The sequence below is a fragment of the Hymenobacter defluvii genome, assembly GCF_017589435.1.
Lineage (GTDB): Bacteria > Bacteroidota > Bacteroidia > Cytophagales > Hymenobacteraceae > Hymenobacter > Hymenobacter profundi.
This window is the reverse complement of the sequence record NZ_JAGETX010000013.1, coordinates 1-15225: the sequence shown is the minus strand read 5'-3', so window position 1 is coordinate 15225 and position 15225 is coordinate 1. Positions and strand designations below refer to the sequence as shown.

General features: G+C 50.9%; 12 protein-coding genes. 2 read left to right on the top strand and 10 right to left on the bottom strand.

The window, feature by feature from the left end:
* Nucleotides 1-82 precede the first annotated feature (82 nt).
* Nucleotides 83-2320, bottom strand: coding sequence for a sodium-translocating pyrophosphatase (locus J4D97_RS17695; protein ID WP_243900387.1), 2238 nt, complete (start codon nucleotides 2318-2320; stop codon nucleotides 83-85).
* 118 nt (nucleotides 2321-2438) lie between these two features.
* Nucleotides 2439-3353, bottom strand: coding sequence for a M20/M25/M40 family metallo-hydrolase (locus J4D97_RS17690; protein ID WP_208308738.1), 915 nt, complete (start codon nucleotides 3351-3353; stop codon nucleotides 2439-2441).
* A gap of 93 nt (nucleotides 3354-3446) precedes the next feature.
* Between J4D97_RS17690 and J4D97_RS17685 the strand changes: the two genes are divergently transcribed.
* Nucleotides 3447-4709, top strand: coding sequence for a tol-pal system protein YbgF (locus tag J4D97_RS17685; protein ID WP_347879364.1), 1263 nt, complete (start codon nucleotides 3447-3449; stop codon nucleotides 4707-4709).
* Nucleotides 4710-4719: 10 nt separating this feature from the next.
* Complete coding sequence (locus J4D97_RS17680; RefSeq protein ID WP_208308737.1) at nucleotides 4720-6090, top strand: hypothetical protein; 1371 nt, start codon at nucleotides 4720-4722, stop codon at nucleotides 6088-6090.
* Here the strand turns inward: J4D97_RS17680 and J4D97_RS17675 are convergent.
* The 8 genes from J4D97_RS17675 to J4D97_RS17640 all read right to left on the bottom strand — a co-directional run bounded on the left by J4D97_RS17675 (nucleotide 6042) and on the right by J4D97_RS17640 (nucleotide 15126).
* On the bottom strand, nucleotides 6042-7109 hold the full coding sequence (locus J4D97_RS17675) for a glycosyltransferase family 4 protein (protein ID WP_208308736.1): 1068 nt from the start codon (nucleotides 7107-7109) through the stop codon (nucleotides 6042-6044). The genes J4D97_RS17680 and J4D97_RS17675 overlap by 49 nt on opposite strands.
* Nucleotides 7106-8257 carry a glycosyltransferase family 4 protein gene (locus tag J4D97_RS17670; protein WP_208308735.1) on the bottom strand — a complete coding sequence of 384 codons (1152 nt, stop codon included), beginning with the start codon at nucleotides 8255-8257 and terminating at the stop codon, nucleotides 7106-7108. The genes J4D97_RS17675 and J4D97_RS17670 overlap by 4 nt, the downstream gene beginning before the upstream one ends.
* Nucleotides 8258-8298: 41 nt before the next feature.
* A complete protein-coding gene (locus tag J4D97_RS17665) occupies nucleotides 8299-9537 on the bottom strand; it encodes a glycosyltransferase (protein ID WP_208308734.1) in 1239 nt (412 codons plus the stop codon).
* Between the two features lie 62 nt (nucleotides 9538-9599).
* On the bottom strand, nucleotides 9600-10634 hold the full coding sequence (locus tag J4D97_RS17660) for an acyltransferase family protein (protein WP_208308733.1): 1035 nt from the start codon (nucleotides 10632-10634) through the stop codon (nucleotides 9600-9602).
* Between the two features lie 93 nt (nucleotides 10635-10727).
* Nucleotides 10728-11627: a glycosyltransferase family 2 protein gene (locus J4D97_RS17655; RefSeq protein ID WP_208308732.1), complete on the bottom strand. Its 900-nt coding sequence runs from the start codon at nucleotides 11625-11627 to the stop codon at nucleotides 10728-10730.
* A 75-nt stretch (nucleotides 11628-11702) separates the two neighbouring features.
* Entirely contained in the window at nucleotides 11703-12605 is a 903-nt protein-coding gene (locus tag J4D97_RS17650; protein WP_208308731.1) for a glycosyltransferase family 2 protein, read from the bottom strand.
* 40 nt (nucleotides 12606-12645) lie between these two features.
* Nucleotides 12646-13929, bottom strand: coding sequence for a glycosyltransferase family 4 protein (locus J4D97_RS17645; protein WP_208308730.1), 1284 nt, complete (start codon nucleotides 13927-13929; stop codon nucleotides 12646-12648).
* Between the two features lie 9 nt (nucleotides 13930-13938).
* Nucleotides 13939-15126 carry a glycosyltransferase family 4 protein gene (locus J4D97_RS17640; RefSeq protein ID WP_208308729.1) on the bottom strand — a complete coding sequence of 396 codons (1188 nt, stop codon included), beginning with the start codon at nucleotides 15124-15126 and terminating at the stop codon, nucleotides 13939-13941.
* Nucleotides 15127-15225: the final 99 nt, after the last annotated feature.

Here is a 15225-nt window from a genome sequence, read left to right as displayed (position 1 = left end):
AACATATCTATTGCTTCGTTCTCATGCCAGATAATACTCATGGCAGAGATGTTTCGACTGCGCTCAACATGACACCTGCTTTTCACTTAAAACCATCTTCCCACACTTCCTGACCTGAAGTATAACTCGCAAAGCGCACCCCTTGCTGAGCGCCCAACTCAGTTTTTGGCACCGAGAGAGCCGGCGTCAGAATGCGCGTGGCACCACCGGGCGCGGCAATATGTGGGGCAATCACCAGCGACACGATGCTCATGAGCTTGATGAGGATGTTCATGCTGGGGCCTGATGTGTCTTTGAATGGGTCGCCTACCGTGTCGCCCGTCACGGACGCTTTGTGTTGTTCGGAGCCTTTGTAGACCATCACGCCGTCAATCAACACACCTTTTTCGAAAGACTTCTTGGCGTTGTCCCAGGCGCCGCCGGCGTTGCTCTGGAACATGGCCATCAGCACCCCGCTCACCGTGACGCCAGCCAGCGTGCCGCCCAATACCTCCGGCCCCAGCGTGAAACCGATGAGGACGGGTACAATAAGGGCAATAGCGCCCGGCAGCATCATTTCCCGAATAGCAGCCGAGGTGGAAATGGCCACACATTTCTCGTATTCGGGCCGGCCAGTGCCTTCCATGATGCCCGGAATTTCGCGGAACTGCCGCCGCACTTCCTGCACCATCGCCATAGCGGCCCGCCCTACCGCCGATATAGCCAACGCCGAGAAAATAAACGGAATCATGGCACCCACGAACAGGCCGGCCAGCACGCGGGCGTTGCTGATGTCGATGACCGAAATATTGGCTGTGCCCATAAACGCCGCAAACAGCGCCAGCGAGGTAAGTGCAGCCGAGGCAATAGCGAAGCCTTTGCCGGTGGCGGCAGTGGTGTTGCCCACAGCATCTAAAATGTCGGTGCATTCGCGCACTTCCTTAGGTAGCTCGCTCATTTCAACAATGCCGCCGGCGTTGTCGGCAATCGGCCCGAAAGCGTCAATTGCCAGCTGCATGGCGGTGGTGGCCATCATACCCGCGGCGGCAATGGCTACCCCGTAGAGTCCGGCAAACTCATAGGAGAAGATAATACCGGCGGCCAGCACAATAATGGGTAGCACTGTAGACTCCATACCCACAGCCAGCCCGCCAATGACGGTGGTAGCGTGCCCGGTGCTGCTCTGCTGCACGATACTGTTGACGGGCCGCTTGCCCATGGCGGTGTAGTACTCGGTGATGATGCTCATGAGTGTGCCCACCACTAGCCCTACCAACACGGCATAAAAGACATCCAGCGACGTGAAGGGAGCCGCACCCGGCCGGCCAATCACAAGCGTGCCCACGGGCAGCATCCACCGGATGATAAAGAATGAGGCGATGCCCGACACGATAACCGAGGCGTAGTTGCCAAAATTGAGCGCCGCCTGCACGTTGCCGCCTTCTTTCACCCGCACCAGCAGAATACCCACCAGCGACGCCACAATGCCCATCCCGGCAATGACCATGGGTAGCAGAATGGGTGAGAGGCCGTCGAACTGGTCGTTGGTGGCTATTACCTCACGGCCCAATACCATGGTAGCCAGGATGGTGGCTACATAGGAACCAAATAGGTCGGCGCCCATGCCGGCTACGTCGCCTACGTTGTCGCCTACGTTATCGGCAATGGTAGCGGGGTTGCGGGGGTCGTCTTCGGGAATGCCAGCTTCTACCTTTCCCACAAGGTCGGCACCTACGTCGGCAGCTTTAGTGTAGATACCGCCCCCTACCCTAGCAAACAGCGCAATGCTCTCGGCCCCCAACGAAAAGCCGGTGAGAACTTCCAAGGCGGTTTCCATCTCGATGCCATTGGCGCCGCCGCCCTTGTTCACCACAAACAACTGGTAGAACACGATAAACAACGACCCCAGCCCCAGCACAGCCAGCCCAGCCACGCCCATACCCATCACCGAGCCGCCCGAAAACGACACGTTCAACGCCTTGCTCAAGCTAGTGCGCGCCGCCTGGGCCGTACGCACATTGGCCTTGGTGGCAATCTTCATCCCAATGAAGCCCGCCAACGCCGAGAAAACAGCCCCAATGATAAAGGCCAGCACAATCACCGGGCTGGATTTCTCGCCGGTGCTACCCAGATAAAATAGAAAAGCGGAGGCAATCAGGCCGAACAACGTCAGGACGCGGTACTCAGCCTTCAGGAAGGCAATGGCGCCGTCGGCGATGTAGCCGGCAATGGTGCGCATCCGCTCGTCGCCAGCATCCTGCCGGCTAACCCAGCCCGAACGCAGCCAAGTGTACAATAACGCCAACAGCCCGAGGCCGGGCACCAGGTAAAGGAACAGCATAGTGGGTGGAGTGAGAGGGTGGGAAGAAAAGAACAACCCGCCGGCCGAAGCCAAACGGGTTGTTAAAATACCCTTTATCCATTAATAATCAAGCCCTCAGCTATTCCCTACCCCTACCCTACAACTCACGCATCAGCGTTTGGTATAGCGCCAGCATGCTCTCAATATCGCGTTTGTCCACTATCTCGTCGGGCGAGTGTACGTTGTCTTCGGGGGCACCCACAAAACACCAGTCCCAGGGCGCGTCGGCGTGTTGCAGCTCCTTGGCATCGGAGCCTCCGGCGCCTTCTACCTCCAACTGATGCGGTATGCCCGAGGCCGCCGCAATCTGCCGGATGCGGTCTACATAGGCACGGCGCGGAATCAGAGAGTCGCGTAGGGAAATAGCTACTCCCTCGCCCGGCCGCACACCTTCCGTCACCCACGTAATATCCGAAATTAGGGCCTGGCGTACCCCGTAGGTTTCGTAGATGTATTTGGCGAGGTAGGCCACCGAGCCGCCTCCGTGCTCCTCCCAGCAACTGAACACTACAATGCCGTGCTCCAGCGTTTCGCAAAGGCACAAAGCGTTCCACACGCCTAGGCGGTTGTCGAGGTAGCAGCTTTGCACGGTGATATCGGTTTCGCGGAAGTCGCAGAAGAATGTGAGTTCCGTACCCCGTTCAATGTCGCGGGTGAACTCATAGCCTAGTGCGCCGGTTTCCTCATCAACTGTCAGTGTGCAGTCGATAGGTCCTTGCGTGTCTTCCCCTACTAGGCGGTAGCCGGCTTCGGCATCGGGGCCGCCAATGCGCACCAGTTGCCGGCCGTAGCGCACTGTGAAGCCGATGCTGTCTAAGTGGGCGAAAACAGCTGTACGAGGCTGCCCGAACACGAGGATGATGCAATCCTGAAATTGCTCACCGGCCAACACCTGCGGAGTGGTTTGCCAGTTTTTCTGTTCTGTGGCAATATACTGGAGCAAAAATTCGGTGAGCCGTGTTTCGTGGCCGGAAGGTGCCTGTATGTGGCACAGAGTTCGTAGAAGTTGCATGAAGTGTAGGTTGTTAATTCGAAACTAGGGCAAAAGATATACTTTAGCTTATTCGTTGAATACTGACTGACTGGTTTACCGTACCCATTGTCTGTGTTCGTATCCGTGCCCATGACCCACCCACGTTATTTTCTTCTGTTGTTGCTCCTGTTGCCCTCCCTGGCCTTAGCGCAACGCCCCGACACTGCTCGCGTACCGGCTCCCATCCGCAATATTCAGGTGGAAAACGTGGACGTGCTACCCGGCGCGGTCGATACGAAAGGCTGGCTGTTGCTGGACCGCGACATTCAGTTGGAGTTGGAGGGTGCTATACAGAATATGTACAACTTCAAGTACGACAAGGCTGAAAAGCAGTTTCGGTCCTTGCGGCGGCGTTACCCCAATCACCCCATGCCCTACTTCCTGATGGGCCTGAGTACTTGGTGGAAAATTGTGCCGACCAACGTACAGAGCACGCAGTATGATAAGTTGTTCTTTGCTTACATGGACTCGGCCATTACGGTAGGCGAGAAAATGTATGAGGCGGATAATAAGAACTACGAAGCCTGCTTTTTCCTTTCTGCCGCCTATGGCTTCAATGCCCGCCTGCACGCTGAGCGGAAGGACTGGCGCAAGGCTACTTTCAGCAGCAAGCACGCGCTGGACTACCTGCAAATCAGCAAAGAAGCCAACGGCCTCAGCCCAGAGTTTTTGTTCGGGCAGGCCTTATTTAACTACTACGCCGTCTGGATTTCGGAAGAATACAAGCTTCTGCGCCCTGTTCTACTCTTCTTCCCAAAAGGTGACCGAGCCTTAGGACTCAAACAGTTGCGCAGCGTGGCCGACAACGGTTTTTATACCGGCACAGAGGCCAAGTTTTTTCTCATGAAGATTCTCTACAATGAGGAAAACAGCCCCAAAGAAGCCCTACCCCTCTCTCGCTACCTAGCCACCAACTACCCCGACAACGGCTATTTTCAACGCTTCTATGCCCTCAACTGCTTCCATCAGGGCGAGTTTACGGAGAGCGAGCGGGTGAGCCGTGAGATTCTGGATAAAATCAATCGGGGCCTTCCTGGCTACGAGTTTATCAGCGGCCGCTACGCAACCTATTTTCTGGGCTGGCTGATGCAGAATAAGTACAACGACCTAGCCAAGGCCAAGGATTACTACCAGCGCTGCATTGTATTCGCCGAAGGCACCGGCGAAACTTCGGGCGGCTTCTACATCTACTCCCACATCAACCTGGCTCGTATGGCCGATAAGGCCAAGGACGTTGTAGCCGCCAAAAAATACTACGCGGTAGTGGAGGACAAAGCCGGTCATAAATCGGATCAGTACCGCGAAGCGAAGGCATATTTAAAAAAGCACAAATAATCCCGCTGGTATGGAGCTAAAGGACCTGTTGCTAACGCCTATTTACTTAGCTATTTTCTACGGTATTGCTTTTTCGGTGCGTAAGAAGTATACCAATGCGCTCACGAAAAAGTATTTCATTCCGGCACTGTCGTTGAAGTTTTTAGGAGCTATTGCGCTGGGGTTAATTTACCAGTTCTATTATGGTGGGGGTGATACGTTTAACTACTACGGCCACACCAAAGTAGTATACGAAGCCTTTATGAACTCGCCATCGGCGGGGCTACAGCTTATTTTTGGTTCCACGGAAGGTTATAACCCAGAAGTAGCGCAGTATGTGGGCCGCTTGTATTGGTACCATGCTGATACAGAGTATTTTGTGGTGAGAATTGCTTCTTTCTTCAGTCTCTTCTGTTTTAATACCTATACAATTATCGGTCTGCTTTTCGCTGCGCTGAGCTTCAGTGGTATGTGGGCTATGTATCTGACGTTTATCCACATTTATCCGTTAGCATATAAAAAGTTAGCTATTGCCGTATTCTTCCTACCCTCTGTATTTTTCTGGGGTTCTGGCCTGATGAAAGATTCCGTATGTATTGGGGCGCTTGGGTGGACTTTTTACGGTTTCTACCATGCTACTATTCTCAAACGCAACGTTTTATTTTCGACTATTATAGGGTTAATTGGTGCGTATCTGTTGGTTTCAGTGAAAGTTTACATCCTGCTTTCCTTTTTGCCCCCAGCTCTTCTTTGGGTATTCAACGAAAATAACAGACGCATTAAATCGGCAGCGGCCCGGATGCTGCTCAAGCCCTTTTTCCTGCTCATGGGGCTGGGAGCTGGCTATCTAGGTGCCACTCGCCTTACAGCCGGTGATGACAAATATGACGTTGATAAGATTGGAGAACGCACTAAGATCAACTCAGAGTACCTTACCTCACAGGTAGCCAACGGCTCCGCTTATAATATCGGCTCGTTTGATGGCTCGTTGGGTTCTATGGTGAAGGTGGCGCCGCAGGCTATTATCGTTAGCTTGTTTCGACCTTTTTTATTTGAAGCCCGGAACCCAGTTATGCTATTGTCTGCCATGGAAGCAGCACTATTTCTCTACCTTACGATCAGCCTTTTCTATAAGACGGGTGTGCTGAAAAGCTTTCGGCTTATTGCATCGCAGCCCATTCTTACGTTCTGCTTTATCTTTTCGGTGGTATTAGCTATTGGAGTAGGCACTAACAGCGGCAACTTCGGCACTTTGGTGCGCTACAAAATTCCGCTAATGCCTTTCTACTTGGCGGCACTTTACATCATGCAATTTATGGCGAGTACAAAGCGTAGAGTACGCTTCAACACACCTCAACTAAACAATTCCAGAAAGTTGCGGCAATTGGCTGTCACAGAGTAACGTTCCTCTATTGTACGCCGAGCAGCCTTACCCATACGGGCACGCAAATTGGCGTTAAGCAGCAGTTGGCGCAACGCTGACTCCCATTCAGCTGGGCTAGAACATATATTGCCGTTCACACCGTCGGCTACCACCTCCGTGTTCATGCCCACGGGCGAAACCAATGCTGGCTCGCCTAAGGCCATATATTGCAGGGCTTTAAAAGCGCATTTACCCTGCGCCCAAGGGTCGTCCTCTAATGGCATCAGCCCGACATGAAAGGCCAGCAAATCGGTTATTTCGGTTTCTTTTCGCCAAGGTTGATATACTAAAGACTGCAAGGGTAGAGCGGGCGGCTGATTGGAAATCACCCGAAACTCAAAGTCGAATTCCTGCTCTAACCGAGCCAGCACGGGCACTACCTGATGCAGGTATTTTAGGGTAGAGTGCGTGCCCGTCCAGCCAATAACGAGCTTGCCAGGGGCCTGTTGGTCGCGTACTTGGTTGTGCAAGTGCTCGGTGTCGATGGTGGTTGGGTTAACGATGGCTTGCTCGTTAAACTGTTGGGCGTAAGTGCGCAGGTAAGTGTTGCCGCAACTCACTTTATAGGCCCATCGGCAAATACTACCTACTTTATGATGCCACTTGATGCCCGCTACCAGTTTATTGGCCTCTGAAGTATTGGGCAGCCAGATAGAATCATCGAAATCGTAGATAATTCCTTTCCTAAATACCTTCGTTATCAGCCATTCAAATACTGGCGGGCCAATAGGCGACGCCTCTCTATGAATAAACACATAGTCGTAGCGCGGTATCGTGAGCATCAACCCTGCCCTCCGCAGAAAACCAGCTACGATGCCCATAGCCTTAGCTGTCGTGTGCCCAGGCTTGTACAAGATTTGCCAGGTAGCCATCGACAAGAAGGGGGCCAGATGCCACTGGTGCCCGTACTGCGTCAGCGTGTCCAGATACTGCTCGAAGCGAAAGCGTTGTGAGGGGGCCTGTCCCAACGGGTAAGGAGCAATAAACAAAATCTTCATGTGCGTGAGCTACGGCTGGCCACCAATTCTTTATATAGATTACCCAAGCGCAGGTAAGTGGACTGCGGATTGAATTTCTGCCGGACGAATACCCGGCCGGCCGCCGAAAACTGCCGTCTTTTTTCCGCATCGACGGCCAGCGTGGCGATGGCGGCGGCCATAGCGCCCACATTGCGGTTAGGCACCAGCAGGCCAGAGCGCTCGTCTTCAAATAGTTCGGCGGGGCCGCCGCAGTCGGAAGCAATGAGCGGGGTGCCGTAGTACAGCGCGTCTAGGCAAGTTAGGGAGAACGACTCCGACTCAGAAAAATTAAGTACAATATCGGCCTGCTTGATGGCAGTTTCCACATCCGTCACGAAACCGCCAAACGTTACTACTTTCCCCAAGCCAGCCTTTCGCACCTGTGTTTCCAACTGCTCCCGAAACTCTCGGTTCTTTGACATTCCCATGTCGCCACCCGCAAAGGTGAGTCGAAGCTGTGGGTGCTGCGCATAGGCTTGCTGGAAAGCAGCCAACGCAAAATTCTGCCCTTTGCCCGGAATGTAATTGCTTAAATATAGCAACTCAACGGTAGCTGACTGACGCAAAATTGGCACTACCGCTATTGGATGCTTCTCTGTTTTAGGTATCGGGTCGAAGACAACCTGCACCTTTTCTATCGCACCAAAATAGGCTTGTACTGCCTGTGACACACACACCACACGATCGGCAAAACGCTCTGCCAACCAGCGCCATAGGCGAGCAAGCATTTGAGGAAGACTCTGAGGCAAAAACCGCACATGCGTGACTAGTTGTATATCACCAAAGCTTAGTGCCTTCGCTATATATCCCGTCAAATTATAGAAATCATTGAGATGAATAATGGTTGCCTGCTCGCGCTTTGCTAATCGGTAGAGCCGCCAGCCATTCACAAATAGCATAGGTACATACCGGAGTAAATCACCTGCGCGTCTACTAATTTCTACAAAAGGAAGTTCGTATACCTTATACCCATCTTGCTCCAATACTTGTCGGCCAGTGCTAGCAACAGGTACAACATATGCGAAAATGAACTGCTCCCGCAGCGGCCCCGTGGCGTGTCGTATGGCGTTCAGTGCACCAGTAATGGCATGGGAGTTATCTACAACGAGAACCAGAGTTTTTTTCACAGTACGCGTCGTTTGCAAGTCATGATATGTGTATTTCAATACTATTCGGCTAGTACTTCATCAATCAACTTTCTCCAGCGCTGAAAAGTAACCGCATGTGTAAAATCGTCAGAACGCCGACGTGCAGCCTCTCCTAACTGCTTGCGTCGACTCTCATCTTGCAGCAATGCCTGCAACGTTTGTATCCAAGTTTGTTGGTCGGTAGCAGCTGTAGCAGCATCTGTCAGCATAGGCATTAAAACACCATATGCAGCCCATTCTGCCGTCTTGATAGGATGAGTGGGGATTTCGGATTGTGGTGCCAGCATTTCCCTAGGTCCGGTAGGGCAATCAGTACTCACCACAGGCACACCACAAGTCATAGCCTCACCTAGTGCCAGCGGAAACCCCTCCCACGCTGAGGGAAACACAAACGCAGTAGCTGGCCGAATGAATTGAAAAGGATTGTGCTGCAACCCCACAAAATACACGTCAGACTCTGTCGTCAGCGGCTCATCGGCCCATGCTTCATATACCCGTAAGCCTAGATGACGGGCATGCGCTACTAACTGATTACGTAACTCTCCGTCGCCGATAAATACTAGCTTGGCAATCTGCTTATGCAGTAGGCCCGCGAATATATCGAGGAGCGGCTGCTGATTTTTCTGGGTAGCCAGCCGGCCGGATGTCACTAGCACAGGAGCAGCGTCATAGACTGACTGCATGGACGGCGGTAGAGGTTCTTGAGCCTTTTCCCACACGCTTTCTACCTCAAATGAATTGTTTATGGCGCTCAGCTTGCTTCGCTCCACGCCATAGTCCTCTACCATTTCTGGAATAATGTCTCGGCTAACGCACACAATTCGGTCGGCGCGCTTGTAGAGAAGCGGCATTAGCACGCTTTTGCGCAGCCAGCCAGTGGGCCCACTTATATTCCGATCGTGTGATTTGGAGCCATGAATCAGCAGAATTATCTTCTCTTGGCCTTTACTAAGCAGATTCACGTAATCAGCTCCTTCCAAGTGGCTGATGCAAATATCGGTTTTCAGTCGCTTCTTAAGCTGCTTGAGCTGGCTGACTCGCTTGAAAAAATTGGCTACTTTACGCACCGGCCCGCCCCCGCCTACTACGGCCAAACTTTCCAATGGATTTCCGGATGGATACAGGTTTTCAAGATCAAGGTTGAAAACCGCTTCCGTAATGCCGTAATACTTGCTCAGTTCCACACTATGGTCGTGGAAGACTCGCTGTGCTCCGCCTAGTCCTAGGTTGGGAATGACCATGAGAAGTTTCTTACGCATTTTGAATTTACTGAATGAGCTAGCTGCTCAGGCGAAAAATTTTCTCTTCATTAAAATTAACCTCAAATCTTAGATTTACCGTATCGCTTGGCTAATTCAATAAATGGCTTTTCTATAAATATATAAAATATATACGAACCTAGCAAAGCCCCCATGATGCATAGTAACGTAATAGCAGCCTTTCTTACCTCTGTATCAGGAGATATAATTTTAATAAAAATAAATTCAAGCGTAGTACCTACCAGCACGTGAATCAAGTAAAATGAATAAGACATTTTACCTATAAATGAAAACAATCTATTCTCCATAGAAACAAAAATAATAGACAAAGAAGTCAGCACACCTGTCAGAGTGATTGCCACATCTAGTTGCCAATAAGACACTCCAGTAAAGAGCAGCATTATTAAACCATATTCCTTCTTACTTACGTGCCTTTGGTGGTGAAGTAGAGTTATTCCACCCATTGCAAACAAAGAGCTGAAATGAAAGAAGTTACGAAAGTCGGTAAATGGTAAGAATTGAAATAAGCTTACTACTAAATAGCCAATTACAAATTTCCAAAGACGTTTACTTTCGAATAAGAATCCGAACAGTAAACCGATAAAAATATAAAACTGAAACTCTATGGCTAAAGTCCAGAAGATACCTACAATCCATTTATACTCAGTGAACGGTACGGTAAAAAGTAGATTATGAAAAATCTGCATCAAAGTTATCTCCCCAGTATATACTCTATTATGATTAATAAAGCAATCTATTAAAAGCCATTGCAATAAAACTAAAAACATAGCTATATAAGCAGGAGGATTAATTCTAATAATCCTTTTTATAATATAAGACCCGAAGTCTCTAACAGAATATTGTTTTCCCAGCAAACTATAAGGAATTATAAATCCAGAAATAACGAAGAATATATCAACTCCTAACCAACCATAAGAAAAGGTAGGCTTCATATATACATTGATAACTTTAGGTAGCGCTGCCCCTGAGAAGTGGAACAGGCATACACTAAGAGCCGCTATAGCTCGTAAGAAATCAAGACCTTGAATATATTTTTTCTCGCTCTTACCAGTAGTGTTAATGGTTACTTTATTCATCTCTAGTATGTTATAATTATAAAGAGCAGAGTCTTTTTTATAACTAGTATATTAGCCAAGTTATTTTTTTAAAATGTAGCTGATACAACATTCCTACACCAAATGCTTGACGGAAGCTAAAAATCGTCGCCGCCATAGCACGGTCGGGTCTTGTTGCACCGCCTTCCATAAATACCGTATCGTTTTCAGCCGATGCTGTTTGCTTAAAGCCATCGTAAGCGTGATAAATGTGTATCTGTCGGCCACAAAGCGGGCCAACCGATTGGGAAACCGACGGATAAAATCCGGGTTTCGGCTTACCAACCGCGCAAATAGCTCATCCCGTACCCGCACGGTCTCTGGCGCAATGGTATTGAGACTACGGCCACTATGCTCACGCAAACAAAAGGTTTTCTGGCGAATGGGGTGAAAGGTATACTTACTGGCTAAACGGAGCCACAGCTCCCAGTCCTCAGCCGAAGAAAGGCGGCGGTCTTCTTCAAAAGGATTATCCTGCGCAATATCACAGCGCACGAATACTGTGTTGCAAGCCAGCGGGTTATCATGTAGCAGGGCCTCATTGGTGCTGCTAGCGAACTCATATACTTCACTAATCACGCGGTCTTGCTCATCCAGTCGCTCATAGCCCGTATGTACGACTTCTACCAGCCCGTACTGATCTAGAAACTCCTTCACCACCCGCAAGTGATTTGGGTACATCTCATCATCGGAGTCAAAAAAGTTGATGTACCGTCCGCGAGCTTGCTGTGCGCCATAATTGCGGGCAGCGCCCCGTTCGCCGTTTTCCTTGTAGAAGTATCGAACGCGAGGATCGGTGATGGCAGCCACTACCTCACGCGTATTATCGCGGCTACCGTCGTCCACTAGAATCAGTTCAAAGTCTTGATATTCCTGCTTCAGGATGGAACGCACCGTACTTAGCACAATATCCGCCCGGTTATAGCAGGGCACAACAATGGTAAAAAAAGGCGACGAGGACTCGGAAATAGTCACAGAAAGACGGCAAGTAAGATGACCAGAGCTAGTAGTTGCGCAGGTTAAGCTACGTGAACAGCTCAGCAAAGATAGTTAGAGTGACTTGCCACGAAGCAGCTTACCGTATTGGCGCAGCATGTGCTGGCGTTGTTCGGCATTGCCGCGCATGAGCACAAAATTGGCCATTTTGGCCAAGTAGTACGCTTTGGTAGTAACCCACCCGTACTCGCGCTGCAGGAAGATGTCTTCGTTCTGCAGAATCATGTTGCCCTGATTTAGCTTCTTTTCCTTTTTCGTGCTCTGCGAAAAGTGGTGCATTACCCGCGCATCCGGCACGTACTTAATAGTATATCCCAACTTCCGCACAGTATAACTCCACTGCAAGTCCTCCGCATACATAAAAAAGTCATCGGCCAGTTGGCCGCCGGGCATTTTCTCCACTACTTCCCGCTTTAGGTGGTAGTAAGTCCCCCACACCCAATCCGGGTATAGGGGCTTGTCATACGTAAAGAAGGCGCCCTGCAAAATAGTGCCGCGCTGCTCAGCTGACATAAATTTTTGAAGCCGTAATAGCTCTACTAATTGCAAACTAATAGAGGGAAAACGGCCACAAGAGTGCTGTACCCGGCCATCAGGATACTCCAGGCGGGCAGTGGTTAGGCCAAGCTTTGTGTCGGCCATTAGCTCCTGATAAGTTAGCAGCAGAGCATCATTGAGGCAGGCCGCGTCGCTGTTAAACAACAGGATGGTTTCGCCAGTGGCGTGACTGATACCCAAGTTGTTGCCCTTGGCAAAGCCGGAGTTGTCGGGATTACGCACTAGCATGATGGAGGGAAACCGCTCCTCAAACAGACCAGGGTCGCACTCGGTTGAAGCATTGTCTACCACGATAATTTCGTACGAGACACCTTTAGTATGCTGCTGAATAGACGTAATAGCCTCGCTCGTCAGTCGAAACGTATTGTAGTTGATGATGATAACGGAAACCTGAATCATAAATACGTTTGAATGGGAATCAGTAGCGCAAAAGTCAGACCTACGCTACAATTTCCCTGAAAAGGGACTCATATTGAGCGGCGCAGTGGGCTACGTCATACGTATTACGCAGTTGAAGAGCTGCCTGTGCATGGCTGGCTAAGAGTGCCGCATCGGTCACGTAGGTGCTCATAGCAGCTATCAGATCATTCAGTTGGGGGGTGGCATCTGGGTTCATGCGCAACAGCCGCCCCGCGGCGGGGCTATCGGCGGGTTGCACCATCTCCGGAATTCCGCCCAGCGGGCTGGCCACTACGGGCACACCATTTTCGAAGAACTCAATAATGGAAATTGGCTGAGCTTCCGAAAACCATGACGGAAACAGCCCTACGTGACACTGCCGCATGTAGGGATGCGGTGTCTGCACATTGCCCAGGAAGTAAATATCCGGGTGTGCTGCTTCGTAATCGGCCCGCAAGCTGCGCAGGTAGGCGCCGTCGCCCATAGCAATGAAGGCAAATCTACGGTTGGGGTACAACTCCTTGATACGAACGTATGCAGCCAGCGCATCGCCCCAGCCTTTCTGTTGGGTGCCGCGCCCTACCAACCCAAACACAAAGCTGCCGGCCGGAATAGGTAAGGGGGTAGGCTCCTTCCCTACCGGCGTGTACCGTGGCACTCCGTTGTAAATAACTTCTACGCGCGTTGTAATGGGAATGCGAGGCTGCGGCGCTTGCTGCTTCGCGTTTTCGTACTCATTTTGGTAATCAGTAGCCAGTATTCTCTCCCCAGCCTGCCGCTCTTCTTCTGAAGGTTTTTCCTGGAGCTCACCAGTAAATAAATCAGCTGTGTATTGCGACACGCCTACCACGGCTTTGGCCAGATTGGCATAGGGCACAAAGGAAAATTCGCCTACCTTAATCAGCATAGAATAGCCTTGATGGTCGGTCACGACGGTTGGCACACCAGTCAGTTGGCAAAGCTTTGTCACGCGGGACTTAGCTACCATGGGCTCGTGGCTGTGTAGCACAGCGATGCGGTGACGACGGATTAGGTAGCGCCCCAATAGGGTCTTGGCATACTCATGCGCTTGGAACCGAAAGCCTAGCTTCTGACACAATGCATTAAGCTTCCAAGCTATTGCATTAAATACCGGGTATTGGTCTATCGATACCAGTTGTACGGCAGGGCTTAGGTACTGTACTACCATGTCCTTGTCCACCAACTGCTCGTTTTGGTTGAAAAAATAGACGTTATGCTTCTTCGCCAATTCTGAGGCTAACGCCAACGCTAGAACGTGCGAGCCGGCTTTCTCCAGGCAGAAGGTAGTAACCAGTATGTTCATGGCACAAAGCTACCGACTTTGCGCAAGAGCTACCTGGAAGACCTCTTCATACTGGTCGGCGCAGGCTTTCATGGTAAAAGAGGCGCTGAGTTGCCGGGCTTGCACGGCGTGGCTTATGTAAAGCGGTTGATCCTGAATATAGCGCTGCATGGCGGTAGCCAGTTCACCCACACTTGGCATACCAGTCTGCGTATCTATCGTCACTAGCAGGCCCGCTTCTTGTTGGGGACGGGCAATCAGTTCTGGAATGCCGCCAATGCCGGTAGCAATGGTCGGTAAGCCATACGTCATATATTCAATAACCGACAGAGGCAGCGCCTCCGACGGAAAGTATGATGGCAGCAGCCCTACGTCTGAGCCGGCCATGTAAAAATCTGGGTTGGGCACACGCCCCGTGAAGTGCAACCCGGCTTCCTTTCCAAAGCGGCCCCGCAACTCGTCCATGTACGGACTGCCACCCACCAGCACGAAGTGGCTGGGGCGTTCCATAGCGGCTCGCGTTTGCAAGAATGCCTCAATGGCCTGCTCCCAACCTTTTAGCGCCACACCGCGCGCGGCCATACCAAACACGAAATCTAATTCGCCAATACCCAGCGCTTTGCGCATTTCCGCTTTTTGGTATGTCTGATTAGTGACTACGCCATTATAAATCGTGCGCAGGGGTGGTAAGTCCGTGAAGACATTCCGTAGCTTTTCCTGACAGTAGTTCGAGACGGTAATGAGGGAAGTCGCCTGCTGCAGAATGCTTTCGAAACCGTAGTGTCCTTCCAGCAGAAAAATAGTATACTCACCGTGTTCCGTTATAATGAATGGAACGGGTACTTGCTGCATCACAGGGGCACACATGCCATCGGAGTAGGTGGCATGGCTGCTCACTACCTCAATACCGTGCTGGCGCAGGCACCGCTTTAAATACTGCTGCTGTTGTCGATCGAAATAGTTAGCCTTGCCGGTGAGACGCTGTTGCAGAGCGTTGATTTTGTGAGCAAAGAAGTTGCGCAGTGGGTTATCTGCCATTGATAGAACCCGCACGGAGGTTGGTACTAGCCTCTGTACCAAATCCCTATCAATCAGGTGAGCGCGCTGGTTGAAGAGAAAAACAGAATGCCCCCTCGCTGCCAACTCAGCGGCCAAGTTCATAGCAAATATTTCTCCGCCTCCAACTTGCAACGACCAGGTAGAAATCAGAATATTCATTGTGTCGCAAAAGCTATAGCGTCCTCAAAAGTACTATATCTTGCGTCCTGATTTAAGATCTTCTAATAAGCGCCTTCATTTTACGCCACAGTGCCACCA